Origin of the sequence: uncultured Roseobacter sp., assembly GCF_947491795.1 — a bacterium.
Taxonomy (GTDB): domain Bacteria; phylum Pseudomonadota; class Alphaproteobacteria; order Rhodobacterales; family Rhodobacteraceae; genus Roseobacter.
The window spans coordinates 913,158-939,306 of sequence record NZ_CANLKW010000002.1; the positions used below are offsets into that span (position 1 = coordinate 913,158).

The following is a 26,149-nucleotide window of genomic DNA, read 5'->3' on the forward strand; positions in this document are numbered from 1 at the left end:
AAGGGCCGCCCGCGCTGCGCCGTGCCGGGCGCAGTGTCTTTCATCCGCAAACGCAGCTCAGGCGTTTTTGTATTCGGACCAGAAATCGTTCCAGTCCTCAAGGCTCTGCTGTTGCGGGATATCGCGGTAGTGGATGCGGCCCTCGTTGATCAGGGCAATCGGATCATTGGCCATGCCGTCCATCTGGTGGCTGCGGGCGGCTTCTTTGGGGTCCACCTCCTGCAGCATGGCGCGGCCTGCTTTGGTCACGCAGAAGCCCGGATAGGCCAGCATCTGGGCCGATTTCACCTGACCCTCGGGCGACATCATGTACTGGATAAAGGATTTAACCAGGTCCGCTTTGCCGCTGCCTCTGCCGATGCAGTAGCTTTCGGTGAACTGGATGCCACCCTCTTTGGGGATGACGGAGGCCACGGGGGCGCCGTCGCGTTCCAGCACGCCGGTGATCCAGTCGCCGATGCCGCACATGGCCAGCATCTCGCCGTTCTTGAGGCCGTTGAAGGTGCCGCCATAGTCAAAGTAGCCCCCGACCTGCGGTCGCAGGCTCATGGTGGTTTCCTGCACCGCTTCCCACTGTGCGTCGCTCAGATCCCACAGACCGGCACCATTGCCGTTTTTGAGGCTCATCATCCCGAGGCTGGGCAGGTGCCAGTCAAAGTGGCCGACCTTGCCCGCCAGTTCCGGCTTCCAGAACCCCTGGTAGCTGGAGGCTTCCTCGGCACTCATGGCAGTGGTGTTGTAAGAGACACCCAGGTGCCCGCCGCGCAGGATCATCGAATAGAGCGTGTCACCGTCCCAGTGGCCGGGGAATTTTGTGAAATCCTCGTGCAGCATGTCGTCAAACGGATAGTCGTTTGCGTCCAGCGGTTCGATGTATTCAGCGGCGTTCAGCTGCTGCACAAACTCGGCATCGGACAGGATGATGTCATAGGTGCCGGGAGGCGATTGCGCGATCAGTGCCAGCATATTGTCACCGCCTGCATAATATTTAGGCACAAACTTGACGTTGTTGGCCTCCTCAAACGCGCCGACCATGTCCGGCTCGCCGTGGCCGTACCAGGCCAGCATGTTGATCTCGGTTGTTTCGGCCCAGGCTCTGCCGACAAATGGCGCGGCCAGGGCGACACCGCCGCCGATCCGCAGGACGTCTCTTCTAAGGTAATGATTACTTTGGGTTTTAGTCGATTTCACCATCAGTCATACTCCGCTGTTTTCTGGTCTTTTTCACGCCCTGTTTCGCCGTCGTTGCGACTGTGCCGGACCTGTTGCCGTCAGGGTAGTCAGAATCGGGCACCATAGGAAATTTATGTGAGATATGGTTGGATTGCAGATTGTTATGGCTGCTGCCCGGATCTGCATCGTTTTGCAGCACATTCTCGATGGCCGCGGTCAGCCGTTCGGCCACCAGATTTCCCCAGCTGCCCAGCCGCGTCTGCCGGTAAAAGAGCCCGATGCGCAGAGGTTCCAGTGGTGGCAGCCCCTCGCCCGGAGAGATCTGGCGCATGCCCCGCTGGGTGGTGGGGATGGTCAGGCCGGTAAAGCCCATCCCGTCGCGCACCGCCTGCTGTACCGCGTCGATGTCGGGGCTGGAAAAGACGACTTTCCAGCTGCGCTCCACCGAACGCAGCGCGTCGGTCATCCGCTGGCGGTAGACGCATCCGGGCGGATGGGCCACCAGGGGCAGGTCGTCAAAATCGCCCGGGCGGATGGTTTCAGCACCGACCCAGACGGGCTGTTCGCGCCAGTGCTGCACCAGAAACTGCGGATCGCCGTCCTGGTAGAGGGCAACGATGATATCCAGTTCGTCGCGCAAAAGCGCATCGTGCAGGCTGTGCGACAGATCACAGCGCACTGTCAGGCGCAGAGCGTCGTTTTCATGCAGCAGGTCTGTGACCTCGCGCTGCAACAGCCGCACGCCATAGTCCAGCGGCAGACCGATCCGCAGGTCGGTATCTGCGTCGTGGCGTTCAAACAGCCCCATGGCGAGATCATTGAGGCGCAGGATCTGGCGCGCATGCATGGCCAGGGCCTCGCCCTTTTCGCTCACATGCATGGTGCGGCCCTTCTGGCGGATCAGCTTGTAGCCGACGAGATCCTCAAGCCGTTTGATCTGCAGGCTGATCGCGGGCTGAGAGCGGTTCAGCAGATCGGCGGCCCTGGTGTGGCTTTTGACCTCGATCACCGTAATGAAGGTTCGCAAAAGGTCGGTGGGCAGGTTCACGGTGCGCATGAGGACAGATTTCCAATCCTCATGGATAGATTGCAAGAATAAATTTTCTAAATCATCGGGCGCTTGCTAGCCTGGCCCGATGAAGCGCGATGAATTCCACAAACTGTTCAAATCCCCGGGGCCTGTTGTGTTGCCGGTCATTCATGTCCTGGACACCGCCCGGACCCTGCGCAACGTGCGCGAAGTGATCAGCGCCGGGGCGGCGGGCTGTTTTCTGATCAACCATGATTTCGAACAGGAGCGTCTGCTGCCGGTGATCCGTGACGTGCGCGCGGCACATCCCGCGCTGTGGATGGGGGTGAATTTTCTGGCCGTGACGGGCCGGGATGCCTTTCCTGTGCTGGGGCGTCTGGCCGCAGAGGGTGTGGCGGTGGATGCCTATTGGGCCGATGATGCGCGCATTGACGAGCATGGCCACAACGCCGAGGCGCAGAAGATCGCGCAGGTTTACGCGGACAGCGGCTGGGACGGCCTGTATTTCGGGGGCACCTGTTTCAAAAAGCAGCGGCCAGTGGCACCGGAGCACTATGCCGATGCCGCGCGCCATGCCTGCGGGTTCATGGATGTGGTGACCACATCCGGTGTCGCCACGGGAGAGGCCGCAGAGCAGGGCAAGACAGACAGGTTTCGCGCAGCCATCGGGGACAGGGCGCTTGCGCTGGCCTCGGGCGTGACACCCGAAAACGCCGCGACCTATGGCGATGTGGACTGCTTTATGGTGGCCACTGGGATCAACGCGCCGGGCAATTTCTATGACATCGACCCTGAACGGCTGGACAGGCTGATGCAGGTCACATGTGCCCTGGGCAGAGGAGAGACAGAATGACCGCACCGGACAAAGGCCCGCGCGATGACCGCTGGTATCTGAACATCATGGCGCCCAACACAAAGGGCGATAAATTCGCCTGGCTGGACCCGACATCAATCTACATAAACGGCAATGCTTTCAACGACCTGCTGGATGACCTGATGGCCGATCTGGAGGGCGTGGAATACGATGTGGTGGCCGGGCTGGACGCCATGGGGTTTGTGCTGGGAGCCGCCCTTGCGGCGCGCTCCGGTGTCGGGTTTCTGCCTATCCGCAAGGCCGGAAAGCTCTGTGTGGACACTGACAGGGTGACCTTTGGCAACTATTCAGGCCGCACCCAGGAGATGGAGATGCGCACACCGGCCTTTGCGCCGGGAACGCGCGTCCTGCTGGCCGATCAGTGGGTGGAAACGGGCGGGACGATGGACGGCGCGATCCGGCTGGTAGAGCGGCAGCAGGGCGTGGTCGCGGGCCTGCTGGCCATCGCCATCGAAGAAAACGCGCGCACCGCAGAATACCGCGCCACCTGGCCGTGCATCTCGGCCGTGGTGCCCGGCTCACGCTGGCAGAGCGAATGCAACAGGCAGACCCTGTCGAGCTTTGCGGCGTATCGCCCTGAAATGGCGTTTCCCGGTCAGACGGGCACCTGAAACTGAAGCATATCCGGGGCCACACCTGCGCCGTTGACGGGCGTCATATCCTGTGGGCAGGCGGACATCACAGCGATGACAGGCGTCTCTGCGCGCAGGGTGACGTGATCGCCGGGGGCCGAAACGGGGGGTGCGAAATGCACGGATCCGTCTGCGCCGATGGGCACGTTCATCCATATATTAAAGGGCGCAGGCACCCGCGGGGCCTGCAGCCCGATGGCCGCCAGTGCCATGCGCAGATTGTCGGCACAGTTGTCGTGATAGCCCGCGCATCCCAGGTCGCGGTAGCGCGCGGGATCGCAGGAAGCGACGACCGTGTCATGCACCCCGGGAGAGCTGTCCTCTGTCAGCGTCATCAGGGGGCGGCGCAGGCCGGAGACAAGCGCGTCGCCCGGTCTGGGAAAGACCGAGCCCAGCGATGTATGCAGATGCGCCATGGACAGATGCTCGGACAGATCCTCTGCCGCAAAGGCCCAGAAATCACAGACCTGATGGCCGCTGGGATTGAGGATGCGCAGCTGTTGGCCCGCGCGCAGGCGCAGGGCGATCCCGCAGCGGGCGGGGAGTGTGTAAAGACGCCCCGGCGCGGGCGTGCCGTCGGGCGAGACGGCAAGATGCGGTGTCTGGTTGGTGCCGCCGGAAGGGTCGGTATCTGGCATGAGGGTCGCCTCTGGAGTGTTTCGTCTGTGGTAGCCCTTTGCCGGCGATCTGAAAAGTGCGGGCGGGGCCTGGCACCGTGCGGTGCGGGTTAACGGGGCGGACGCGCAACGGCTGCGCGCGCTTTGGGGGCCCGGGGAGAGATTTTGCCCGGAATGCCTGCACAGACTGGCAAAAGGCACGTCGGTATGACGTCGGTAAAACGTCGGTATTACGTCGGTGCGCGCGTCGGTTTTTGCCCGCGATCGGGGGGTTAAACGACCGCGCGCTGTGAAAAGGTTGATGAGCGGTAAAGCTGGCCCGGACGGGCGCTCAGAGCGGCGAGATGCCGCCCGCAAAGGCCGCGAGGATGGGCGAGGTCAGGGCAAAGCCCGCGCGCAGGTAATCTGCGGCCCCCTCTTTCAGCCCGCGTTCAGAGCGCCAGGACTGGGTGTCGGGCGGCTCGCCTGCCATATCCGCATCGCCCGCGCGCCGGGCCAGTGCCTTGACCCGGCCATCCAGGATAAAGGCAACGGGCAGATAAAAGCTGAGCATCAGCAGGCTGAAATAGGTGCCTGTATAGAGTGCCGCCGAGAGCAGTACAGCACTATAGGCATCGCGCGCGTCACCCTGGACCAGCGGCAGAGGCCAGTAGATCCAGCTGGCGGCATAGAGCATGCCAAAGGACAGAACGAGGCCCGACAGATACAGCTGCTGGCGCATGTGCCGCAGGTTTTCGGCCAGAAGTGCTGCTTCCTGCTCGATATCCGCGCAGGGGCGGTTGTTGAGGCAGAGGATCATGCCCACGATGATGGCCCCCAGCGAGAGGCCTGCGAAAATATTGACCACGCCGACGACGCTGGCAAACATCGAGATGACGGGCGCGGTGCCGCAGGGGCCCATCAGCCAGGTGTCGTCGGGGCTGGCGCAGTCTTTGAGCGTGCCGCGGGACAGGACGCCCTCGAACACCTCTTTGCCCAGCCGGTCATAGACCTGCCCGCCGGTCACATCGCCGAAACCGCGCAAGGTGGGCAGGGCCGCGAGGGTGAGCACAAAGAGAAAGGCCGCAATGGCGGCGATGCGCGTGCCCCTTGTGGTGGGGCGTGCGAGCGTGATGCACAGCATTGCCGCCGCCAGCACCGACAGCGCGCCAAAGAGCCAGGTGGCCGCAAGGAAGCGATAACGGCCCGCGGCCTCCAGCCAGTCCTGGCCTTCGGTCAGGATGGAGGCAGGCACGTTCAGATCGCGGGGCATCAGGTTGCCGCCGATGAATTTATGGGTGGAAAAGGTGATCACGGGCACAAGGATGATCGCGAAACAGCGCAGGGGGACCTGGCGTGGCGGTGTGGCTGTCGGCGTCGTGGCAGTCGTGGTCATGGGGACAGGAATAGCACGGATTTTCGCATTGTGGGGATTCTGTTCGCAGGTGGCTGCGCCGGGGGCAGGTGAGGGCGTTTTTTTTTCTTTCCGGCGGGGGCCTGAGCGGCAGGGGCCTGCGGGCGATTTGGCTTTGGGGCCGCCGTTGTTTCCATGGTATCAGGTCCCGGGTGTCAGTTACCGGCACACCTGGATTGAAACGCACAGAATACTGAGTGGGAACGGCATTGTTTGGGGAAGGTCTGATTGAGGTTTTCGGCGCCGGGGCCGCGTTGATCGCGGTGCTTGGCGCTTTCTGGAAAGGTGACGACGCCATATCTCAGGACCTGCGCGAGGATATCGCGATCAGACTGTTGCTGCTGGAGCCGCAGCGACAGGCTTTTCCGGACGTCCGGCGGTTTGTTCTGGCGTGGCTGAACTTTGTCTTTGGCAGCAGCCATCTGAGCGTGAAGTGTGGCTTTATGTCGACGTTCGTGAGTGTTTTCCTGTTTTCAGTGACGTACTACTTCATCGCCGGTTTCTCATTCGTGGCATTGCTTTTTGACGCGCCGGACCTGTTTTTGTTTCTTCTCATCGCCCTGTGCTTTGTCAATGTGGTCGCGGACTACCTGTCGTTGTGGAAATCCCGGCAGTTGCTGAGCAGTGACTGGCCCCCGGCGGTATTGCTGGTGATGGATGTGGTTCTGACGGCCGTCATTTCCGGGTCCATTCTGATGATTGCGCTGACGCAGCTGGGCAACTTTATGGGTCCGGGTATTGTCAACTTTAACGGCGGCTTCGTGCCGGAAATCAGGCTACTGTTTTCGACAATCCCGTCAGAAGATGTGGGCAGGTATATGATGTCGGCCTTTCTGACCACATTTGTCACGGTGGGCTGGAGCCTGCTGGCGCTGGCCGGGTATTATGGGTTGCGGTGGTCCGCGAGGCTGCTGCCGGTTCTCAAATACGCGCTGCCGATACAGTCCAGACCTGTCCGGTCTATCGGTGTGTTCCTGACGGGCGGTGCCCTGGTGCTGCTGCTGATTGCCAGGGCGGTGCAGGCGGTGGGATAAACCACCCTGGTTTTGCCGGGCCCGGTCGTGTTGTCCGGGGCGGCCCGGGCCGTGCGGGTAAAACTGTGCGGATCGCTGCGCTGCCCCTGACGGTTTCAGGCCGCCGTGGTCTCTGCAGATACCGGCAACGCAGCTTGTGGTGCGGGACGGGCAGAGTGGTGATTTGCCAATGGAATAAGGGGTTGCCAAGGCTGCGCAAGCCTCCTATACGGCCCCTTCATCATGGACTCCACGGGAATCAGGGTGACGCACTTACTGCGGCCTGCCCGTGATGTTGAAAGGAAAAAGGCGATGAACGCCAAGGAATTGCACGACAAAACGCCTGACCAGCTGCGTGAAGAGCTGGCCAATCTGAAGAAAGAGCAGTTCAACCTGCGCTTCCAGCAGGCCACCGGCCAGCTGGAAAACCCTGCACAGCTGCGCATTGCCCGCCGGAACGCGGCGCGTGTCAAAACTGTACTGAATCAAAAAGCAGCAGCCGCTGCTGCGTCCGAATAAGGAGAGCACACATGCCCAAGCGTATTCTGTCCGGCGTCGTGACCTCCGACGCAAATGCACAAACAGTGACCGTATCCGTAGAGCGCCGCTTTACGCACCCGGTTCTGAAAAAGACCATCCGTAAGTCCAAAAAGTACCGGGCGCACGATGAGAACAACACATTTAAAACGGGCGACGCCGTCCGCATCATTGAATGTGCACCGAAGTCTAAGACCAAACGCTGGGAAGTGCTTGAAGCCGCTGAGGCCTGAAGCTCTAACAGCTAAATCGAAACCCTGGGGACACGGCCACGCATCGGCCCCCCAAAGGTCGGGAGAAACCAAATGATCCAGATGCAGACCAACCTGGATGTTGCTGACAACAGCGGCGCGCGCCGTGTTCAGTGCATCAAGGTCCTGGGTGGTTCCAAGCGTAAGTACGCGTCCGTCGGCGACATCATTGTCGTGTCGGTCAAGGAAGCCATCCCCCGCGGTCGTGTGAAAAAAGGCGATGTCCGCAAGGCCGTTGTCGTTCGCACCGCCAAGGAAGTCCGCCGCGAAGACGGCACAGCGATCCGCTTTGATCGCAACGCTGCTGTCATCCTCAACAACAACAACGAGCCCATCGGTACACGTATCTTTGGCCCGGTTGTGCGTGAGCTGCGTGCGAAAAACTTCATGAAAATCATCTCGCTCGCTCCGGAGGTGCTGTAATCATGGCTGCTAAACTTCGCAAAGGTGACAAGGTCATCGTGCTGGCCGGCAAGGACAAGGGCAAGACAGGCAATATCACGTCTGTTGACCCGAAAACCGGCAAGGCCATCGTGGACGGTGTAAACATCTCCATCCGCGCCACCCGCCAGTCCCAGACATCCCAGGGCGGTCGCATCCCCAAGGCGATGCCACTGGATCTGAGCAATCTGGCGATTGTTGACAAGAACGGCAAAGCGACCCGCGTCGGCTTCCGCATGGAAGGTGACAAGAAGGTCCGTTTCGCCAAGACCACAGGGGACGTGATCGATGCTTGATTCCGCAACCTACACACCCCGTCTGAAATCTGTCTACCGCGACAGCATCCGTGCCGCTCTCAAAGAAGAGTTCGGCTATAAAAACGAGATGCAGATCCCGCGTCTGGACAAGATCGTCCTGAACATCGGCTGTGGTGCCGAGGCAGTCCGTGACAGCAAGAAAGCCAAATCCGCGCAGGAAGACCTGACGCTGATTGCCGGCCAGAAAGCGCTGACCACAACGGCCAAGAAATCCATCGCGGGTTTCCGTGTCCGTGAGGACATGCCGCTGGGTGCCAAAGTCACACTGCGCGCTGACCGTATGTACGAATTCCTCGATCGTCTGATCACGATTGCAATGCCCCGTATCCGCGACTTCCGCGGCGTATCGGGCAAGTCTTTCGATGGCCGCGGCAACTATGCCATGGGCCTCAAAGAGCATCTCGTGTTCCCGGAGATCAATTTCGACAAGATCGATGAGAACTGGGGAATGGACATCGTAATCGCCACCACGGCGAAAACCGACGCTGAAGCAAAGGCACTGTTGAAAGCGTTCAACATGCCGTTCAACAGCTGATCGGGAGGATATAGATATGGCTAAAAAATCTATGATCGCACGCGAGAAAAAGCGTGAAGCGCTCGTGAAAAAGTACGCTGCCAAGCGTGCCGCGCTGAAAGAGATCGTGAATGACGAAAGCAAGCCGATGGAAGAGCGTTTCCGCGCCTCCCTGAAGCTGGCGAAGCTGCCCCGCAACTCCAGCGCTGTGCGTCTGCACAACCGCTGCCAGCTGACAGGCCGCCCGCACGCTTATTATCGTAAACTGAAAATTTCGCGGATCGCGCTGCGTGATCTTGGCTCGCAGGGCCAGATCCCCGGCATGGTCAAGTCGAGCTGGTAAGGAGGGCACGCAATGAACGATCCTATCGCAGACATGCTGACCCGTATCCGGAACAGCCAGATGCGCGGCAAATCCACTGTCATGACACCGGCTTCCAAGCTGCGTGCATGGGTTCTGGATGTGCTCGCGGACGAAGGCTATATCCGCGGCTATGAGAAAACCACTGGTGCTGACGGCCACCCGGCCATCGAGATCAGCCTCAAGTATTACGAGGGCGAACCTGTTATTCGCGAGCTGAAGCGGGTCTCCAAACCCGGTCGCCGTGTTTACATGGGCGTCAATGACATCCCCGTTGTCCGTCAGGGCCTGGGCGTGTCGATTGTCTCCACCCCCAAGGGTGTGATGTCGGACCAGGCTGCACGCAGCGCCAATGTTGGCGGCGAAGTGCTCTGCACCGTATTCTAAGGAGATCACGATGTCTCGTATTGGTAAAAAACCGGTTGAGCTGCCCAGCGGTGTTTCCGCATCGGTCAGCGGCCAGACCATCGAAGTCAAAGGCCCCAAGGGCACACGTTCGTTCAGCGCCACAGATGATGTGGATCTGAACGTAGAGGACAACGTCATCACTGTTGTACCGCGTGGCAAGTCCAAGCGCGCTCGTCAGCAGTGGGGCATGTCCCGCACACAGATTCAGAACTGTGTGACCGGCGTGACTGAAGGCTTTAAGAAAGAGCTGGAGATCCAGGGTGTGGGTTACCGGGCGCAGATGCAGGGCAATACCCTGAAGCTGAACCTCGGCCTGTCCCATGACGTGGATTACACCGCACCCGAGGGTGTGACTGTAACTGCTCCGAAACAAACCGAGATTGTGGTGGAAGGCATTGACGAACAGCTTGTTGGTCAGGTTGCCGCGAACATCCGTCAGTGGCGTAAGCCCGAGCCCTACAAGGGCAAAGGTATCCGCTACAAAGGCGAGTTTATCTTCCGCAAAGAAGGCAAGAAGAAGTAAGGACCGCAAAAATGGCAAACAGCAAAAGAGACCTGTTCCTCAAGCGCCGTCTTCGCGTCCGGAACAAACTCCGCAAGGTCAACGCAGGTCGCGTGCGCCTTTCGGTTCACCGCTCGAACAAGAACATCTCCGTTCAGCTCATCGACGACGTGGCAGGCACAACACTCGCCTCCGCATCGACACTCGAGAAAGACCTGGGCGTTGTGGGCAAGAACAACATCGAAGCAGCCACCAAAGTGGGCACGGCCATTGCCGAGCGCGCCAAAAAGGCCGGTGTTGAAGAAGCCTATTTCGATCGTGGCGGTTTCCTCTTTCACGGTAAGGTCAAGGCAGTTGCCGACGCCGCGCGTGAAGGTGGTCTGAAGATATAAAAGACCTGTGGAGGGCTTTGCGGCCCTCCCGATGATCCGGGGGCATTGCGCCCACCAGGATTGAGACAATGGGCCCGTGTGCCCGCATACCAAAGGAGGCCTGAATGGCCAGAGACCAGAACCAGCGGGGCCGTCGCGATCGCGATGAGGCACCGGAATTCGCAGACCGTCTGGTCGCGATCAACCGCGTTTCCAAAACCGTCAAGGGCGGTAAGCGCTTTGGCTTTGCAGCCCTCGTCGTTGTCGGCGACCAGAAAGGCCGCGTCGGCTTTGGCAAAGGGAAAGCCAAAGAGGTGCCCGAGGCAATCCGCAAGGCAACCGAGCAGGCCAAACGCCAGATGATCCGCGTTCAGCTGCGCGAAGGCCGCACGCTGCACCACGATATGGAAGGCCGTCACGGCGCCGGCAAAGTGGTCATGCGGACAGCACCTGAAGGTACCGGGATCATCGCCGGTGGTCCGATGCGTGCCGTTTTCGAGATGCTGGGCGTCAAGGACGTTGTGTCCAAGTCCATCGGCTCGCAGAACCCGTACAACATGATCCGCGCCACCATGGACGGTCTGAAAAAAGAATCCAGCCCCCGTTCGGTCGCGCAGCGTCGCGGCAAGAAAGTGGCCGACATTCTGCCCAAGCGTGAAGACGCCGTGGACACATCCGCGCAAGTGGCTGAGGAGGCATAATCATGGCCAAGACAATCGTGATCAAGCAGATCGGCTCTCCGATCCGCCGCCCCGCCAAACAGCGTGCAACGCTGATCGGCCTTGGGCTCAACAAAATGCACCGCACCCGCGAGCTGGAAGATACACCTTCTGTACGCGGTATGATCAGATCAATCTCGCACATGGTCGAGATCGTTGAGGAAAAAGGCTGAACAGCCATTAACCATAAAGTGCTGTAAACATCTGAAACCCCCGGATTTTCCGGGGGTTTTTTCATGTTTGTTTAACCCTCGTGTCCGATAAAATTTTCAACAAATCCGACGGGTCATTTTCGGGTTTGGGGTGGGGCAGAGGATGACGCATGGTTGCTTTCCCGGGCGTGGCGCCCGACGCCCTTTCCCGCCAGATCCCCATCGAGACGATGCGTGGCATCGCGGTGATCATGCTGGTCAGCTATCACGTTGTGGGCCCTGCGGCCGGTACTGCGCTGGATATCTCCTATCCGCATCCCCTGCGGCTCTATGCGGATTTCTTTGTGGATCTGCGCATGCCGTTCTTTGCCTTTATCGCCGGATACATCTATGCGCTGCGCCCTGTCGCGCCGGAGCAGTATTCCGCCTTTGTGGCGGGCAAGTTCCGGCGGCTGTACCTGCCCGGCGCGGTCGCCATGGCGGCCTTTGCGCTCTGCGCGGCGCTGTTGGGAAACCGTTTTGCGGTGAGCATCACAGAGGTCTGGCAGGTCTTTGTGTTTTCCTATGCGCATTTCTGGTTTCTGCAGGCCATTCTGGTGCTGTTTGTCTGTGTGGGGCTGGTCGACTGTCTGACAGGGCACCGGTCTGCGCCTGCGCTGCTGGCGGCATCCTGTGTGCTTTATCTGACGGATTTTCATTTCGGCACGCGGTTTTTCTCAGTGGACAGCGCTTTTTACCTGCTGCCGTTCTTTCTGCTGGGTGTCGTGTTCCTGCGGCACGCCGCCGGGATCATGCGGGAGAGCGGCAGGCTCACCATTGTGCTGGTGGTGATCTGCGGGGCCAGTGCGCTTTGGAATGTACGGATCTATTTCGAGACAGAGATGCTGTCACTGGCCCGTCGCGATCTGCAAAGCCTGGGCTTCGGGCTCTCTGCCTGCGTGCTGGCCATGCTGTGGCTGCCGCGCGTCGCATGGCTCGAGAGGCTCTCTCCCTATGCCTTTACGATCTACCTCTACCATGTCTTTGGCACCGCTGGCATGCGCCTGCTCTGTGACAGGCTGGAGATTAATGCCACCGAGCCGCGCTTTGTGCTGGGCGTTATGGCCGGGGTGCTGCTGCCTGTGCTGCTGCACCGCCTGGCCACCAGAACCCCCTTTCCCGGACATCTGGTGCTCGGGCGCTGAACATGCCGTTAAGCCCTTGTTTTTACTGAATACCGCGCCGCGCTGTTAATCAGGTTTCCGATCCTTTCTTGACCTGAGCCCTTCCCCCGTTAGATAGTGTTAATATTTTATTAACGGCGGGGATTAACTATGCGGTATTTGTTAACGCTTTCACTTCTGGTGGGCTGCGCCATCGCGGGCCCCCTGCAGGCAACCACCCTTTCATACTTCGGCGCGACCTATCAGGAGACGGATTACTTTGCCTCTGCGCCCCCCTGCTGCGACAACTACCGCCTGCGCGGCGCCTATTCAGAGGCCCAGGCAGCCCGGCTGGACGTAAAGATGGACGGCGAGCTTGAGGCGGATATGCACTATCGTCTGGGCGGCTACCCCGCTGCGTCGACCGGCAGCCGCGCACTGGAGCTGGTGCGGGCGTTTGATGGCATCAATGAATTTGACGCCAGGGAAATTGACGGGTTTTTCCGCACAGACAGCACAGGCAGTGTCGTGGAATGGTATTTCCATGCCTATTCCGGCTTTGGGGCTGATCTGGCCCAGATGATTGTCAGCAGCGGCAGCGGCGCACTGGCCGAGTACAATTTCGAATATGAAGTGCAGCAGGCACCCATCGCACGGGCGCGGATTTCAGCATTCAGCACGACCAGCGGCACCGGTACAGGCAGCGAGCGGGCCAGTGCGCGCACAACCCAGTCCGGCCATTGGGCGGTAACCCCTGTGCCTTTGCCTGCCGGCGCTTTGCTGCTGATGACGGCCGCCGCCGGTCTAATTGGCGCACGGCGCTTTCAGCGCTGACCCCGGTCTGCAGTCTGGCCGGTTAGCGCTGGCCCTCAGCGGTTCTGCTCTGCCTGCGGGGCAGCGGCATGCGTGAACACCGCCAGGGCGCGACGTGCCTCGCTGGCCTCATGGGTCGCTTTGCGCACCTCGGCGCGCAGGTCGGCGATCTGTGCCTGTGCCGAGTCCATCTGCTGTGTCACGCTTTTGCGCATCGAATAGCCCGAAGAGAATGAGACACAGAAGGGCACCATAAAGGTCAGTGCCACCTTGAGCATGTCGGGGCGTTGAAAGGTGCTGACGGCCTCCCACTGATTGATCAGTGTCAGGACCGGTCCGACGATCAGCGCAACCTTGATGGACCGGTGGAAAAGTGGTCTGAGGTCTTGGAGTGTCATGGCGGGCATAGGCGTGTATCTTTCTGTCTGTCCGGTGCCTCTATGGGCCAAAAAGCTTTTGAAATACAAAACACGTCGGCGGGAGTGCCCGGGGGTTGATCACACCGGCGCTCCCGTTTATAGGCGCGTGGTGGCCCTGAGTGCCACGATATGAATCGAAACGCCGCGTTCGGCCGCTCCCGTCGCTGGGGGTCGCATCCGGCAAAAGGAGAAGCGACAATGAAACTGAATGAACTGCGCGATAACGACGGCGCCACCAAAAAACGCAAGCGCGTTGGCCGTGGCCCCGGTTCCGGCACCGGTAAAATGGGTGGCCGTGGTATCAAAGGTCAGAAATCACGCTCCGGTGTGGCCATCAATGGCTACGAGGGCGGCCAGATGCCGCTCTACCAGCGTCTGCCCAAGCGTGGCTTTAACAAGCCGAACCGCAAATCCTATGCAGTGGTCAACCTGGGTCTGATCCAGAAATTCGTCGATGCCAAGAAAATCGACGCAGGCAGCACAATCACCGAAGACGTCCTGGTCGCATCCGGCCTGGTGCGCCGTAAACTGGACGGTGTTCGCGTTCTGGCCAAGGGTGATGTCACCGCAAAACTGACCCTCGAGGTCACAGGCGCGTCGAAGTCTGCTGTTGCCGCTGTCGAAAAGGCAGGCGGCTCGCTGACAGTGGCGGCGCCGGTCGCGGAAACGTCAGAGGCCTGATCCCTCAGTTGAGACTTGTGGGCGGCGGCATCGCCGCTTACATAGTCTCGAGAGTTTTCCTTACCGCCGCCCCGCCGGAAAACGGCCCGGGCGGCGTATTTGTTACGAAAGAGAGCCCTTAATGGTTTCTGCTGTCGAAAACATGGCTGCCAACACCAGCTGGTCTGCGCTGGGCAAGGCAACTGACCTTCGCAACCGTATCCTGTTCACCCTTGGTCTGCTGATTGTGTATCGCCTCGGCACCTTCATCCCCGTTCCGGGCATTGATGGTGTCGCCCTGCGCGAATTCATGGAACAGGCCGGGCAGGGCATCGGCGGCATGGTGTCCATGTTCACCGGTGGCGCGCTGGGGCGGATGGGCATCTTTGCGCTGGGGATTATGCCGTATATCTCGGCCTCGATCATCGTTCAGCTGCTGACCGCCATGGTGCCGCAGCTTGAACAGCTGAAGAAAGAGGGCGAACAGGGCCGCAAAAAGATCAACCAGTACACGCGTTTCGGGACCGTGTTCCTGGCGACTGTGCAGGCTTATGGTCTGGCGGTCAGCCTCGAGGCCGGTGACATCGTCACCGATCCGGGCCTGTTTTTCCGCATGTCCTGCGTCATCACGCTGGTCGGGGGCACCATGTTCCTGATGTGGCTGGGCGAGCAGATCACCGCGCGCGGCATCGGCAACGGTATCTCGCTGATCATTTTCGTCGGCATTATTGCCGAGATTCCTGCGGCAATTGCCCAGTTCTTTGCCTCGGGCCGTTCCGGTGCGATCAGCCCTGCAGTGATTATCGGCGTGCTGGTGATGGTGGTGGCGACGATCATGTTCGTGGTCTTTATGGAGCGCGCCCTGCGCAAGATCCATATCCAGTACCCGCGCCGCCAGGTCGGCATGAAAGTCTATGACGGGGGCTCCAGCCACCTGCCGGTCAAAGTGAACCCGGCGGGCGTTATCCCGGCGATCTTTGCCTCCTCGCTGCTGCTGCTGCCGGTGACGATCAGCACGTTTTCGGGCAACTCCACCAACCCGGTGATGTCCTGGCTGCTGGCAAATTTTGGCCCTGGCCAGCCGCTCTATCTGACGTTCTTTGTTCTGATGATCGTCTTTTTCACCTACTTCTACACGTTCAATGTGTCGTTCAAACCGGATGATGTCGCGGACAATCTCAAGAACCAGAACGGTTTTATCCCGGGCATCCGCCCTGGCAAAAAGACCGCCGAGTACCTTGAGTATGTCGTGAACCGTCTTCTGGTACTGGGCTCGGGCTATCTGGCGGCTGTCTGCCTGTTGCCGGAGATCCTGCGCGGCCAGTTTGCAATCCCGTTCTATTTCGGGGGGACGTCGGTTCTGATTGTTGTGTCGGTAACTATGGATACTATTCAGCAGGTCCAGAGCCATCTGCTGGCACACCAATACGAAGGTCTGCTTGAGAAATCTCAGCTGCGCGGCAAAAGTGCAGGTGGTAAAGGCCGCAAGAAACGGAGTCCGGTACGCCGATGAACATTATCCTTCTGGGACCGCCGGGCGCGGGCAAAGGAACACAGGCACGTGTGCTTGTTGAAGAACGGGGCATGGTCCAGCTGAGCACAGGCGACATGCTGCGCGAAGCCAAGGACAGCGGCACAGAAATGGGCAGGGTCGTCGCTGACGTCATGGCCCGTGGTGCCCTGGTCACCGATGAGATCGTCATTGGCCTGATCCGCGAAAAGCTCGCGACGGTCAAAGCCAACGGGTTCATCTTTGACGGCTTTCCCCGCACGCTGGCGCAGGCAGATGCCCTGGGCGAGCTGCTGGAAGCAGAAGGTCAGACGCTCGACAAAGTTGTTGAGATGCGTGTGGACGATACTGCGCTGGTTGCGCGCATTACCGCGCGGTCGACCTGCGGTATGTGTGGTGAAGTCTATAACGACGAGACCAAACCCATCCCTGCGGATGGCAAGTGCACCAATTGTGGCGGCACTGAATTCAAGCGCCGCGCGGATGACAACGAGGACAGTCTGCGCACCCGTCTGATGGAATACTATAAGCAGACGTCGCCGCTGATCGGATATTACTACGCCAAGGATATGCTGTCCCGCGTGGACGGTCTGGGCACCATCGATGCGGTGCAGGCCGAGATCAGAACGGCGCTCGACGCCTGAGGGGAGCTGCGCGCGCTCAGCCGCCCCATTTCCCTCTGAACTTTGCAAAATCGGAAAGCAGCGTGGCATGGACTGCTTCGGCCGCTTTTTCGGTGTCAGATGCCTTTGCGGCGGCATTTTTTGCGCGTATCTCCAGTTTGACATCGACAACATGCGCTGCGCGATAGCTGACATCGCGTGCCATTTTCGCAGCTTCGCGGGCGGCGCGCATGGCATCGCGACCAGCGTCAGCGCATTTCTTGACGTAGTCTGTGTAGGTTTTGCGCCCGTCTGTCGACTTTTTGCTCAGGTCCCACCCGACCGCTTCGGCCAGGGCTTCTGCACACCGGGTGAGCGACTTGAGCGCCTTTTCTGTCATCTCGGCGTCAACCTCCTCGGGCATGCGGATCTCTGACTTCATGGCAGAGCCGTCCGCGAGGATTTTCCCGAAGAACGCGCGGTTGTTGGCCGAAGCTGACAGGCTTTCGTCGACAAGGGCGACGGCATCTTTCAGCGTCTGGATATCCGCGGCAGGCCGTGTGATCTGCACCGCCGCCCCGCGCGAGGGGTGGACCCTGCGACCTGTGTCCTGTTCGCTTACAGGGTCGACATCGTAGTACTCCAAAAGCTTGCGCCCGTCCGGTGCGTCGGCCGGTGCGCTCGCGGGGTCCGTGACCTCGCCGTCCCTGGCCCAGTCTGGTGTGCCGGCCTCCAGCCTGTCGCGGATGTACCAGTTGAGCTTTTTCCGCGGGGTCTTTTTTGCCTTGCGGTCACGCTTGAAATCCTTTGCCGCCGCTTCGCGGTCAATGTTGAAACGGTGGATGTTCCGCTGCTTGCCCCGGTCATCCTCGGGCCCCTTGCCATGCGTGGTCCGGATGCGGCCATCACCGAAGTAGATGCTGCCGATCTTGTCGCCATCCATGCTGACGATCACCGTCTCCTGCGCCGGTGCCGCGTTTTCTTCGTCTTCGTCCCCGCCCTCACGCTGTGCGACGTGATCGGCTCTTTGCTGGAGCACCGCCAGTGATCGCGCACCAGGACTGGTATCGGCCTGACGCTGCAGCGCTGCCAGCGGTGCGCCGGTCGGGCTGCGTCCGGTGCGGGCCTGTGATGCAGGCTGTTCGGGTGTCTTGCCCGGAGGTATGAAAGTCCTTATTGGCAGGGCGCAGCTCCCGTTTTCAGGCAGGTTGATCACTGCGCTACCATAGGTAGAAACGCCCTGCCAGATCAAGTATTCCCGCCCACCTGCAAGCGTGCTGTTACCGGCGGGTTGACGCCTGGGCCAAAACCCCATAACACGCGCTATCTCGACTGAGAATCAATTTGTCCGAAGGGTCGCTCCCGGGGGACAGGATCACCTGATCAGCTGATGCCCGGCGGCCTTTGCGCTCCGGGCTTCGTTTGTGAAAAAAGGGTCTGGCGTTACGGACCCGCAACGAAAAAGGAATTCGACACGTGGCACGTATCGCCGGCGTAAACATCCCGACTGCAAAGCGGGTTCCAATCGCCCTCACATATATCACTGGTATCGGCAATGCCTCCGCAAAAGCGATCTGCGAAGCTGTTGGTATCGACGCGACCCGCCGGGTCAACGAGCTTTCCGATGCGGAAGTTCTGGCCGTGCGCGAGCACATTGACGCCAACTACACCGTCGAAGGTGACCTGCGCCGCGAAGTGCAGATGAACGTCAAACGCCTGATGGATCTGGGCTGCTACCGTGGCCTGCGCCACCGCCGCAACCTGCCGGTCCGCGGTCAGCGTACACACACAAACGCACGCACACGCAAAGGCCCCGCAAAGGCCATTGCCGGCAAGAAGAAATAAGGGGGGCTGATCAATGGCACGTGAAAAGACACGCACTAAGAAAAAGGTCTCCAAGAACATCGCAGCAGGTGTTGCGCATGTGAATTCGAGCTTCAACAACACCAAGATCCTGATCTCCGACGTGCAGGGCAACGCCATCTCGTGGTCGTCTGCCGGTACCATGGGCTTCAAAGGCTCGCGGAAATCCACACCCTATGCGGCACAGATGGCTGCCGAGGATGCGGGCCGCAAAGCACAGGAACACGGTGTCAAGACGCTGGAAGTTGAGGTTCAGGGCCCGGGTTCGGGTCGTGAAAGCGCCCTGCGCGCACTGGCAGCTGCCGGGTTCAACATCACATCGATCCGTGACGTAACACCGATGGCACACAACGGCTGCCGCCCGCCGAAGCGCCGCCGCGTATAATCGTAAAAGACCTTTCGGGGCTGCGTGTTTTCGCGCGGCCCCAATCCGCTTTTTTGAAACCTCGAGAGTCGCAGCCTTAGGACATGGGGGCGCTGACGGGAATGGAGGGACGCATGATCCACAAGAACTGGGCTGAACTGATCAAGCCGCAACAGCTTGACGTAAAACCGGGCAACGACCCGGCACGCCAGGCAACAGTCACTGCAGAACCGCTGGAGCGTGGTTTTGGTCTGACAATGGGCAACGCGTTGCGCCGTGTGCTGATGAGCTCGCTGCAGGGTGCGGCGATCACATCTGTACAGATCGACAACGTGCTGCACGAGTTTTCGTCTGTTGCCGGTGTCCGTGAAGACGTGACCGACATCATTCTGAACCTCAAAGGTGTGTCCATCCGCATGGAAGTCGAAGGGCCCAAGCGCCTGTCGATCTCTGCAAAGGGCCCCGGCGTTGTGACCGCAGGAGACATTTCCGAGAGCGCAGGCATCGAGGTGCTGAACCGTGATCATGTGATCTGTCACCTCGACGATGGTGCCGATCTCTATATGGAACTGATGGTCAATCAGGGCAAAGGCTATGTGTCTGCCGACAAGAACAAGCCCGAGGATGCACCCATTGGTCTGATCCCGATCGATGCGATCTATTCGCCGGTCAAAAAGGTCAGCTATGACGTGCAGCCCACCCGTGAGGGCCAGGTGCTGGACTATGACAAACTGACCATGAAGGTGGAGACAGACGGCTCGATCACACCGGATGATGCTGTGGCTTTCGCGGCGCGCATCCTGCAGGACCAGCTGGGCATCTTTGTGAACTTTGACGAGCCGGAATCCGCGTCGCGCGCCGATGAGGATGACGGTCTGGAATTCAACCCGCTGCTGCTCAAGAAGGTCGACGAACTGGAGCTGTCGGTGCGGTCGGCAAACTGTCTGAAGAACGACAACATCGTCTACATCGGGGATCTGATCCAGAAAACCGAAGCAGAGATGCTGCGCACGCCGAACTTTGGCCGGAAGTCCCTGAACGAGATCAAGGAAGTGCTGTCTGGTATGGGTCTGCACCTTGGCATGGACGTCGAGGACTGGCCGCCGGACAACATCGAGGATCTGGCCAAGAAATTCGAAGACTCCTTTTAAGGGGTCTTCAATCATGCCCGCGACCGATGCGGGGACAATCAGGGCCATATGGCCCCAAGGAGAACCGGGTGACACGCATCACCCGGTCAGACAAAGCAAAACCGCCCGTAGAGGGCACAATCAGGAGATAGAAAATGCGTCACGCACGTGGATACCGCCGCCTGAACCGTACACATGAGCACCGCAAGGCGCTGTGGTCGAATATGGCAGGTTCGCTCATCGAGCACGAACAGATCAAGACAACCCTGCCCAAGGCAAAAGAACTGCGCCCGATCATCGAGAAAATGATCACGCTGGCAAAGCGCGGCGACCTGCACGCACGCCGTCAGGCAGCGGCAAAGCTGAAGCAGGACCAGTATGTCACCAAGCTGTTTGATGTGCTCGGGCCGCGCTACAAGGACCGTCAGGGCGGGTATGTCCGCGTCCTCAAGGCGGGCTTCCGTTATGGTGATATGGCACCGATGGCGATCATCGAATTTGTTGATCGTGACCGCGACGCCAAAGGAGCCGGCGACAAAGCGCGCCTGGCTGCTGAGGAAGCCGCGGACGAATAAGGATTGTGCGCTTTGCGCCGGTCTGAGGCCCTTGTCCTGCCGGACAAGGGCTTTTTTTATGCCTCCGGCGGGGATATTTACAGCCAGAAGAAAACGCAAAAGACGGGGGGCAGTATGATGCAGCTGAGATGGTTGGGACTGTTTGTGGCCTGTCTTGCCTTGCTGACGGCTCCTCATAGGCTGATGGCGCAGCAGGTGCCGCAGTCTGCCGCGGAGATACAGCTGAGTTTTGTGCCACTGGTCCGGGAAGCGGCACCGGCGGTTGTGAACATCTATGCGCGGGTGATCCGCCCGGGACGCAGCAGCCCCTTTGAGGGCGATCCTTTTTTTGAGCGGTTTTTTCGCGACAGTCTGCGCGAACAGCCACGGGTGCAGAATTCGCTGGGCTCTGGCGTTATACTCAGTTCTGACGGCATTGTGGTCTCTAACTACCATGTGGTGGGCAATGCCACGGAGATCCGGGTGGTTCTGGAGGACCGTCGCGAATTCAGCGCCAGGGTGTTGCTGGGGGACGCCCAGAGCGATCTTGCCATTCTGCAACTGGAGAACGCACAGGATCTGCCGTTTCTGCCCTTGCGGGCCTCGGAGACTGTGGAGGTCGGCGAGCTGGTGCTGGCCATCGGCAACCCCTTTGGTGTGGGTCAGACAGTGAGCAGTGGGATCGTATCAGGTCTGGCCCGGTCAGGTGCTGCTACGGGCAGCGGGCGCGGGTATTTCATCCAGACCGACGCGCCGATCAACCCGGGCAACTCCGGCGGGGCGCTGGTGGATATGGCCGGGCGGCTTGTGGGGATCAATACGTCGATCCTGACCCGTTCGGGAGGATCAAACGGCATCGGGTTTGCGATTCCCGCCGATCTGGTTGCGGCTTTTGTGGCACAGGCGCAGGACGGGCGGGACATTTTCGTGCGCCCCTGGGCCGGCATCAGCGGGCAGGCGGTGGATTCTGAAATGGCGGAGGCCTTTGGGCTGGACCGCCCCGGCGGGATCATTGTCTCGGGCCTGCATCCGGCAAGTCCTTTTGCCGTGGCGGGCGTTGCGGTTGGGGATGTGATCACTGCCGTGGACGGGCAGCCTGTAAACACGCCCTCTGAGATGATCTACAGGATGACTGTCGCGGGCCCCGGTGCAGAGGTCGTGATTACCCGGGTGCGCAATGGCATGCCTGCTGATACCATGGTGCAAATGATCGAAGCGCCGGACGTGCCGCCGCGCGAGACAACGGTGCTGACCGGCCGTGAGGTGCTGGACGGGCTGGAGCTGATGCGGGTGAACCCTTCTGTGATTGCGGCCTTTGGTTTGCCGCTGGAAGCCGCGGGCGTTCTTGTCTCGGATACCGGACGGTTGGGGCGGCGGGCTGGCCTGGTGCGGGGGGATGTCATTCAGGTGATCAACGAACAGGCTGTATCGCGTCCGGAAGATGTCCGGCGGATGATGGCGCAGCGGGCCGGCAGGTATGAAATGATTGTGCTGCGCGGTGCCCGGCGCATTGTTGTGCAGTTCAGGGTGTGACGCATGGGTGATCTTTTTTCTTCCGGGACACCACCTGCAGAGACCTCTGCGCATCAGCCGCTGGCGGATCGTCTGCGTCCGCAAAGCCTGTCAGAGGTCATCGGGCAGAGGCAGGTTCTGGGCCCTGAAGCGCCGCTGACGGTCATGCTGGCCTCCGGCGCTTTGTCGTCTCTGATCTTCTGGGGGCCACCGGGCGTGGGGAAAACGACCATTGCGCGCCTTCTGGCCCATGAGACTGACCTGCAGTTTGTGCAGATCAGCGCGATTTTCACGGGTGTTCCTGATTTGCGCAAAGTCTTTGAGGCTGCGAAGATCAGGCGGCAGAACGGGCAGGGAACGCTGCTGTTCGTGGATGAGATCCACCGGTTCAACAAGGCCCAGCAGGACGGATTTCTGCCCCATATGGAGGATGGTACCATCCTGCTGGTGGGGGCGACGACGGAAAACCCGTCTTTTGAGCTTAACGCGGCCGTGCTCAGCCGGTCGCAGGTCATGGTGCTGGAGCGTTTGCCGGCAGAGGATCTGGAGCTCATGGTCCGGCGTGCAGAGGCTGAGCTGGCGCTGGAGCTGCCGCTGACACCTGATGCGCGGTCTGCCCTGATCGGCATGGCGGACGGGGACGGGCGCGCGCTGCTCAATCTGATCGAGCAGGTGGCGGCCTGGACGCCGGACAAGCCCCTGGACGTCGACGGGTTGTCGGGGCGTCTGATGAAGCGGGCGGCCCAGTACGACAAGGGCGGTGATGCGCATTACAATCTGATTTCTGCCCTGCATAAATCAGTGCGCGGATCGGATCCCGATGCGGCCCTGTACTGGTTTGCACGGATGCTCGAAGGGGGTGAGGACCCGCGCTATCTGGCGCGGCGGATCACACGGATGGCGGTGGAGGACATCGGTCTGGCTGACCCGCAGGCCCAGGCGATCTGCCTGCAGAGCTGGGAAACATATGAGCGGCTCGGCAGTCCGGAGGGGGAGCTGGCGCTGGCGCAGGCGGTTGCCTATCTGGCGCTGGCCCCGAAATCCAATGCGGGCTACGTCGCCTACAAGGGAGCCAGGGCAGCGGCGAAAAAGACCGGATCAGAGCCGCCGCCCAAACATATTCTGAATGCACCGACCGCGTTGATGAAGGATCAGGGCTATGGCGACGGCTATGCCTATGATCACGACGCAGAGGATGGGTTTTCAGGCCAGAACTATTTCCCGGACGGGATGGCGCGCCCGGCGCTGTACCAGCCGGTCGAACGCGGCTTTGAGCGTGATCTGAAAAAACGGCTGGATTATTTCACACGGCTTCGGGACAAGCGCGAAACTTGACATTTGAACGCGCAGGCGTGACAGACCGCGGATGATGAAAACTCTGATCTTTGTGGCCCTTGGTGGCGCTCTTGGTGCCGCGCTGCGCTTTTTGTGGGGCCTTTCCGTTTACCGTCTGGCGGGCGGACCCGGCGCCTTCCCGGTTGCGATCCTGAGCGCCAATGTGCTGGGGTCGTTTCTGATGGGTGCCTTTGTGGTGCTGGCCGCGCAAAAGGGTCTGACTCACCTCAGCCCCTTTGTGATGACGGGTCTTTTGGGCGGGTTCACCACCTTTTCTGCCTTTTCGCTGGAAACCGTGACGTTGATGGAGCGGGGTCAGATCGGACCGGCGGCGATGTACATCGTGCTGTCGGTCGGGCTTTCTGTGCTGGGGCTGATGGCGGGTCTGTGGATGATGCGGAGTGCGGTGCTGTGAGCCGGGTTCAGACTGTAACAGTTGCCGCTGATGACGCGGATATGCGGCTTGACCGCTGGTTTCGTCAGCAGTTTCCTCAGATCAGCCAGGGGCGTATCGAAAAGATGTGCCGCAAAGGCGAGATCCGGGTTGATGGCGGACGCGTAAAGGGATCAACCCGTCTGGAAAGCGGGCAACAGGTGCGTGTGCCACCGCTGCCCGATGCAGCTGCCCCGCCGCCCGCGACGCGCACGAGCGTCAGCAAGGCGGATGCGGAAATGATCAGGGGCTGTGTGATCTACAAAGATGACGACGTGATCGCGATTAACAAACCGGCGGGGCTGCCCACTCAGGGTGGCTCCGGCCAGACGCGCCATGTGGACGGCTTGGCCGAAGCGCTCAAATTCGGGCTGGAAGACAAACCGCGTCTGGTGCACCGGCTGGACAAGGATACCTCTGGCGTGCTGCTTCTGGCCCGCAATCGTATCGCGGCGCGCGGGCTGACAGCCGCAATGCGGCACAAGGAAACGCGCAAGATCTACTGGGCGCTGGTTGCCGGGGTGCCCACGCCCTATCTGGGGGAAATCCGTTTTGGACTGGTCAAAGCGGGTGGCCGTGGCAAAGGCGGTGAAGGTGAAAAAATGATTGCCGTACACCCGCGCGAGATGGATGAAACCCCGGGCGCGAAACGTGCCCACACGCTTTATGCCACTCTGTACCGGGTCGGGTCCCGTGCGTCCTGGGTGGCGATGGAGCCGGTGACCGGGCGCACCCATCAGTTGCGCGCGCATATGGCAGAGATCGGCCACCCGATTGTCGGAGACGGCAAATACGGCGGGTCGGGCCAGGAAAACATGGGCGATGGCTGGGGCGCACAGCTGGGCGGTGTGATTTCCAAGAAACTGCACCTGCATGCGCGTATGATGCGTTTCGAGCATCCGGTGAGCCGGAAAGAAATCACCGTGACCGCGCCGATGCCGGAGCACATGGCGCATAGCTGGGACACCTTTGGCTGGACAGAAGACCTGGCAGCAGAAGACCCGTTTGAGGCCCTGTAATGAGCGCTGGTGCAAAGCTGGTGATTTTCGACGTGGACGGCACTCTGGTAGACAGCCAGGCCGACATTCTGAGTGCCATGGGGCAGGCGTTTATGGCCGCTGGCCGACCTGTGCCGGACCGCAGTACCATTCTGGGGATCGTCGGGCTGTCGCTGGAGACAGCGATGATGCGGCTGGTGCCGGATGCGACAGCGCCGGAATGTGCGCGGATGGTGGACGCCTATAAAAATGCCTATGTGGAAATGCGTGCAAAAGTGGGTGCGGCACAGTCATCGCCGCTGTATCCGGGCGCGCAGGCCATTCTGGAGCAGCTGCACAGTCAGCCTGACGTGCTGCTGGGGGTTGCAACCGGCAAGTCCCGACGGGGTCTGGATAAACTGATCGAGGCCCATGCGCTGGAGCGGTTTTTTGTCACGCAGCAGGTCGCGGACTTTCACCCGTCCAAACCACACCCCTCTATGATCCTGGAAGCCATGCGTGAAACCGGCGTGACTGCCGCTGACACGGTAATGATCGGGGACACGAGTTTTGATATGGAGATGGCCCGGGCTGCAGGTGTTGGCGCGCTGGGCGTCAGCTGGGGGTATCATCCTGTGAGCCATCTGACAGCTGCACACCGGATTCTGACGGATTTTGCGGCTTTGCCGGCCGCGGTTTCGGACATGTGGGAGATTTCCGGATGAGCACCTGGAAAAGCAAACGGTTCTGGACAGATGTTACGGTTGCTGCTGCCGGGGACGGTTTTGGCATTCAACTGGATGCCCGGCCGGTGAAAACACCTGCAAAACAACTGCTTGTGGTGCCGACAAGAGCGCTGGCGCAGGCCGTGGCGGGGGAGTGGGAAGCACAGTCCGAGCAAATCGACCCGCGCACAATGCCCTTTACCCGTACGGTCAACGCCGCAATTGACAAGGTCGCGGTACAGCACGGGGAGGTCGCGGGCCTGCTGGCGGATTATGGGGACAGCGATCTGTTGTGCTACCGGGCGGAAGGTCCGGACAGTCTGGTTGCGCGCCAGTCCGAGCAGTGGGACCCATTCCTGGAGTGGGCGGCCGGGACTCTAGGCGCCCGACTGTCACCCCGTACAGGCGTGATGCACGCACCGCAGGATGCTGCTGCGCTGAAATCGCTGAGCCAGCGGGTGTACGGGCTTACATCCTTTGAACTGGCCGCTTTTCACGATCTTGTCAGCCTTTCGGGGTCGTTGATTCTGGGGTTTGCGGCAGCGCTCGGGCACAGGCCGGTTGCACAGATCTGGGATATTTCCCGTCTGGATGAGATCTGGCAGGCAGAGGAATGGGGCCAGGACGAAGAGGCCGAAGCACTGGCCGAGACAAAAAAGGCCGATTTTCTGCATGCAAAACAAGTATTTGATCTGCTGCAGACCTGAAACAGACACGGCTGCCCGAAAACCGTGCAATGCCTGCGAAACGTGACTGATTTTAGGGCGACCCGCCCTTGACGTTTTTGGCAGATTTCGACCAGAAT

The 26,149-nt window shown here is 60.3% G+C and carries 35 protein-coding genes; 29 read left to right on the forward strand and 6 right to left on the reverse strand.

What is annotated here, in order from left to right:
• Window positions 1–57 precede the first annotated feature (57 nt).
• Window positions 58–1,194: a spermidine/putrescine ABC transporter substrate-binding protein gene (locus Q1A34_RS11415; protein ID WP_300033854.1), complete on the reverse strand. Its 1,137-nt coding sequence runs from the start codon at window positions 1,192–1,194 to the stop codon at window positions 58–60.
• Window positions 1,178–2,230, reverse strand: coding sequence for a LysR family transcriptional regulator (locus Q1A34_RS11420; RefSeq protein WP_300033856.1), 1,053 nt, complete (start codon window positions 2,228–2,230; stop codon window positions 1,178–1,180). The genes Q1A34_RS11415 and Q1A34_RS11420 overlap by 17 nt, the downstream gene beginning before the upstream one ends.
• Before the next feature lie 79 nt (window positions 2,231–2,309).
• On the opposite strand from Q1A34_RS11420, the gene Q1A34_RS11425 reads away from it, so the two are divergent.
• Both Q1A34_RS11425 and Q1A34_RS11430 read left to right on the forward strand, forming a co-directional pair.
• A complete protein-coding gene (locus Q1A34_RS11425) occupies window positions 2,310–3,056 on the forward strand; it encodes an adenine phosphoribosyltransferase (protein ID WP_300033858.1) in 747 nt (248 codons plus the stop codon).
• A complete protein-coding gene (locus Q1A34_RS11430; protein WP_300033860.1) occupies window positions 3,053–3,688 on the forward strand; it encodes an adenine phosphoribosyltransferase in 636 nt (211 codons plus the stop codon). Before Q1A34_RS11425 ends, Q1A34_RS11430 begins: the two co-directional genes overlap by 4 nt.
• On the opposite strand, the gene Q1A34_RS11435 is transcribed toward Q1A34_RS11430, so the two are convergent.
• The gene (locus Q1A34_RS11435) at window positions 3,673–4,347 is read right to left on the reverse strand and encodes an urea carboxylase-associated family protein (RefSeq protein WP_300033862.1); all 675 of its coding nucleotides are present in this window, start codon (window positions 4,345–4,347) and stop codon (window positions 3,673–3,675) included. The genes Q1A34_RS11430 and Q1A34_RS11435 overlap by 16 nt on opposite strands.
• Before the next feature lie 310 nt (window positions 4,348–4,657).
• Window positions 4,658–5,701 (reverse strand): hypothetical protein, encoded by a 1,044-nt coding sequence (locus Q1A34_RS11440; protein WP_300033864.1) that lies wholly within the window; start codon window positions 5,699–5,701, stop codon window positions 4,658–4,660.
• A gap of 215 nt (window positions 5,702–5,916) precedes the next feature.
• On the opposite strand from Q1A34_RS11440, the gene Q1A34_RS11445 reads away from it, so the two are divergent.
• The 14 genes from Q1A34_RS11445 to Q1A34_RS11510 all read left to right on the forward strand — a co-directional run bounded on the left by Q1A34_RS11445 (window position 5,917) and on the right by Q1A34_RS11510 (window position 13,281).
• The gene (locus Q1A34_RS11445) at window positions 5,917–6,753 is read left to right on the forward strand and encodes a hypothetical protein (protein WP_300033866.1); all 837 of its coding nucleotides are present in this window, start codon (window positions 5,917–5,919) and stop codon (window positions 6,751–6,753) included.
• Between the two features lie 291 nt (window positions 6,754–7,044).
• On the forward strand, window positions 7,045–7,251 hold the full coding sequence (gene rpmC / locus Q1A34_RS11450; protein ID WP_300033868.1) for a 50S ribosomal protein L29: 207 nt from the start codon (window positions 7,045–7,047) through the stop codon (window positions 7,249–7,251).
• Between the two features lie 11 nt (window positions 7,252–7,262).
• Window positions 7,263–7,502 carry a 30S ribosomal protein S17 gene (rpsQ, locus tag Q1A34_RS11455; RefSeq protein WP_300033870.1) on the forward strand — a complete coding sequence of 80 codons (240 nt, stop codon included), beginning with the start codon at window positions 7,263–7,265 and terminating at the stop codon, window positions 7,500–7,502.
• A gap of 72 nt (window positions 7,503–7,574) precedes the next feature.
• Window positions 7,575–7,943 carry a 50S ribosomal protein L14 gene (rplN, locus tag Q1A34_RS11460; RefSeq protein ID WP_011567679.1) on the forward strand — a complete coding sequence of 123 codons (369 nt, stop codon included), beginning with the start codon at window positions 7,575–7,577 and terminating at the stop codon, window positions 7,941–7,943.
• A gap of 2 nt (window positions 7,944–7,945) precedes the next feature.
• Entirely contained in the window at window positions 7,946–8,257 is a 312-nt protein-coding gene (rplX, locus tag Q1A34_RS11465) for a 50S ribosomal protein L24 (RefSeq protein WP_300033872.1), read from the forward strand.
• Window positions 8,250–8,813, forward strand: a complete 564-nt coding sequence (gene rplE / locus Q1A34_RS11470) for a 50S ribosomal protein L5 (protein ID WP_300033874.1) — start codon at window positions 8,250–8,252, stop codon at window positions 8,811–8,813. The genes rplX and rplE overlap by 8 nt, the downstream gene beginning before the upstream one ends.
• Window positions 8,814–8,829: 16 nt before the next feature.
• Complete coding sequence (gene rpsN, locus Q1A34_RS11475; protein ID WP_300033876.1) at window positions 8,830–9,135, forward strand: 30S ribosomal protein S14; 306 nt, start codon at window positions 8,830–8,832, stop codon at window positions 9,133–9,135.
• Between the two features lie 12 nt (window positions 9,136–9,147).
• The gene (gene rpsH / locus Q1A34_RS11480; RefSeq protein ID WP_300033878.1) at window positions 9,148–9,540 is read left to right on the forward strand and encodes a 30S ribosomal protein S8; all 393 of its coding nucleotides are present in this window, start codon (window positions 9,148–9,150) and stop codon (window positions 9,538–9,540) included.
• Between the two features lie 10 nt (window positions 9,541–9,550).
• Window positions 9,551–10,084 carry a 50S ribosomal protein L6 gene (rplF, locus tag Q1A34_RS11485; protein WP_300033880.1) on the forward strand — a complete coding sequence of 178 codons (534 nt, stop codon included), beginning with the start codon at window positions 9,551–9,553 and terminating at the stop codon, window positions 10,082–10,084.
• 11 nt (window positions 10,085–10,095) lie between these two features.
• A complete protein-coding gene (gene rplR, locus Q1A34_RS11490) occupies window positions 10,096–10,455 on the forward strand; it encodes a 50S ribosomal protein L18 (RefSeq protein ID WP_300033882.1) in 360 nt (119 codons plus the stop codon).
• Window positions 10,456–10,559: 104 nt separating this feature from the next.
• Entirely contained in the window at window positions 10,560–11,135 is a 576-nt protein-coding gene (rpsE, locus tag Q1A34_RS11495) for a 30S ribosomal protein S5 (RefSeq protein WP_300033884.1), read from the forward strand.
• Between the two features lie 2 nt (window positions 11,136–11,137).
• Window positions 11,138–11,326, forward strand: a complete 189-nt coding sequence (gene rpmD / locus Q1A34_RS11500; protein WP_300033886.1) for a 50S ribosomal protein L30 — start codon at window positions 11,138–11,140, stop codon at window positions 11,324–11,326.
• Between the two features lie 149 nt (window positions 11,327–11,475).
• Entirely contained in the window at window positions 11,476–12,489 is a 1,014-nt protein-coding gene (locus Q1A34_RS11505) for an acyltransferase (protein WP_300033888.1), read from the forward strand.
• A 129-nt stretch (window positions 12,490–12,618) separates the two neighbouring features.
• Entirely contained in the window at window positions 12,619–13,281 is a 663-nt protein-coding gene (locus Q1A34_RS11510) for a hypothetical protein (RefSeq protein WP_300033890.1), read from the forward strand.
• 35 nt (window positions 13,282–13,316) lie between these two features.
• Here the strand turns inward: Q1A34_RS11510 and nrtS are convergent, their stop codons facing one another.
• Window positions 13,317–13,658, reverse strand: a complete 342-nt coding sequence (gene nrtS / locus Q1A34_RS11515) for a nitrate/nitrite transporter NrtS (RefSeq protein WP_300033892.1) — start codon at window positions 13,656–13,658, stop codon at window positions 13,317–13,319.
• A gap of 219 nt (window positions 13,659–13,877) precedes the next feature.
• Between nrtS and rplO the strand changes: the two genes are divergently transcribed.
• The 3 genes from rplO to Q1A34_RS11530 all read left to right on the forward strand — a co-directional run bounded on the left by rplO (window position 13,878) and on the right by Q1A34_RS11530 (window position 16,493).
• Window positions 13,878–14,360 carry a 50S ribosomal protein L15 gene (gene rplO / locus Q1A34_RS11520; RefSeq protein ID WP_300033894.1) on the forward strand — a complete coding sequence of 161 codons (483 nt, stop codon included), beginning with the start codon at window positions 13,878–13,880 and terminating at the stop codon, window positions 14,358–14,360.
• A 121-nt stretch (window positions 14,361–14,481) separates the two neighbouring features.
• Window positions 14,482–15,852 (forward strand): preprotein translocase subunit SecY, encoded by a 1,371-nt coding sequence (gene secY / locus Q1A34_RS11525; protein ID WP_300033896.1) that lies wholly within the window; start codon window positions 14,482–14,484, stop codon window positions 15,850–15,852.
• Window positions 15,849–16,493, forward strand: a complete 645-nt coding sequence (locus tag Q1A34_RS11530) for an adenylate kinase (protein WP_300033898.1) — start codon at window positions 15,849–15,851, stop codon at window positions 16,491–16,493. The genes secY and Q1A34_RS11530 overlap by 4 nt, the downstream gene beginning before the upstream one ends.
• A 16-nt stretch (window positions 16,494–16,509) precedes the next feature.
• Here Q1A34_RS11530 and Q1A34_RS11535 read toward each other — a convergent pair whose 3' ends face one another.
• Window positions 16,510–17,766, reverse strand: coding sequence for a hypothetical protein (locus Q1A34_RS11535; protein ID WP_300033900.1), 1,257 nt, complete (start codon window positions 17,764–17,766; stop codon window positions 16,510–16,512).
• Between the two features lie 161 nt (window positions 17,767–17,927).
• Here Q1A34_RS11535 and rpsM point away from each other — a divergent pair, with 161 nt between their 5' ends.
• The 10 genes from rpsM to Q1A34_RS11585 all read left to right on the forward strand — a co-directional run bounded on the left by rpsM (window position 17,928) and on the right by Q1A34_RS11585 (window position 26,051).
• Window positions 17,928–18,296, forward strand: coding sequence for a 30S ribosomal protein S13 (gene rpsM, locus Q1A34_RS11540; RefSeq protein WP_300033902.1), 369 nt, complete (start codon window positions 17,928–17,930; stop codon window positions 18,294–18,296).
• Between the two features lie 13 nt (window positions 18,297–18,309).
• Window positions 18,310–18,699, forward strand: coding sequence for a 30S ribosomal protein S11 (gene rpsK, locus Q1A34_RS11545; protein WP_300033904.1), 390 nt, complete (start codon window positions 18,310–18,312; stop codon window positions 18,697–18,699).
• A 113-nt stretch (window positions 18,700–18,812) separates the two neighbouring features.
• Complete coding sequence (locus Q1A34_RS11550) at window positions 18,813–19,829, forward strand: DNA-directed RNA polymerase subunit alpha (protein WP_300034133.1); 1,017 nt, start codon at window positions 18,813–18,815, stop codon at window positions 19,827–19,829.
• Between the two features lie 134 nt (window positions 19,830–19,963).
• The gene (gene rplQ, locus Q1A34_RS11555; RefSeq protein ID WP_300033906.1) at window positions 19,964–20,383 is read left to right on the forward strand and encodes a 50S ribosomal protein L17; all 420 of its coding nucleotides are present in this window, start codon (window positions 19,964–19,966) and stop codon (window positions 20,381–20,383) included.
• A gap of 183 nt (window positions 20,384–20,566) precedes the next feature.
• Window positions 20,567–21,895, forward strand: coding sequence for a trypsin-like peptidase domain-containing protein (locus tag Q1A34_RS11560; protein ID WP_300034135.1), 1,329 nt, complete (start codon window positions 20,567–20,569; stop codon window positions 21,893–21,895).
• Between the two features lie 3 nt (window positions 21,896–21,898).
• Window positions 21,899–23,209, forward strand: a complete 1,311-nt coding sequence (locus Q1A34_RS11565) for a replication-associated recombination protein A (RefSeq protein ID WP_300033908.1) — start codon at window positions 21,899–21,901, stop codon at window positions 23,207–23,209.
• Between the two features lie 31 nt (window positions 23,210–23,240).
• Window positions 23,241–23,624, forward strand: a complete 384-nt coding sequence (gene crcB / locus Q1A34_RS11570; protein WP_300033910.1) for a fluoride efflux transporter CrcB — start codon at window positions 23,241–23,243, stop codon at window positions 23,622–23,624.
• The gene (locus tag Q1A34_RS11575; protein WP_300033912.1) at window positions 23,621–24,661 is read left to right on the forward strand and encodes an RluA family pseudouridine synthase; all 1,041 of its coding nucleotides are present in this window, start codon (window positions 23,621–23,623) and stop codon (window positions 24,659–24,661) included. The genes crcB and Q1A34_RS11575 overlap by 4 nt, the downstream gene beginning before the upstream one ends.
• Window positions 24,661–25,344, forward strand: a complete 684-nt coding sequence (locus Q1A34_RS11580) for an HAD-IA family hydrolase (RefSeq protein ID WP_300033914.1) — start codon at window positions 24,661–24,663, stop codon at window positions 25,342–25,344. The genes Q1A34_RS11575 and Q1A34_RS11580 overlap by 1 nt, the downstream gene beginning before the upstream one ends.
• Entirely contained in the window at window positions 25,341–26,051 is a 711-nt protein-coding gene (locus Q1A34_RS11585; RefSeq protein ID WP_300033916.1) for an ATP12 family chaperone protein, read from the forward strand. Before Q1A34_RS11580 ends, Q1A34_RS11585 begins: the two co-directional genes overlap by 4 nt.
• The last annotated feature ends 98 nt before the right edge of the window (window positions 26,052–26,149 follow it).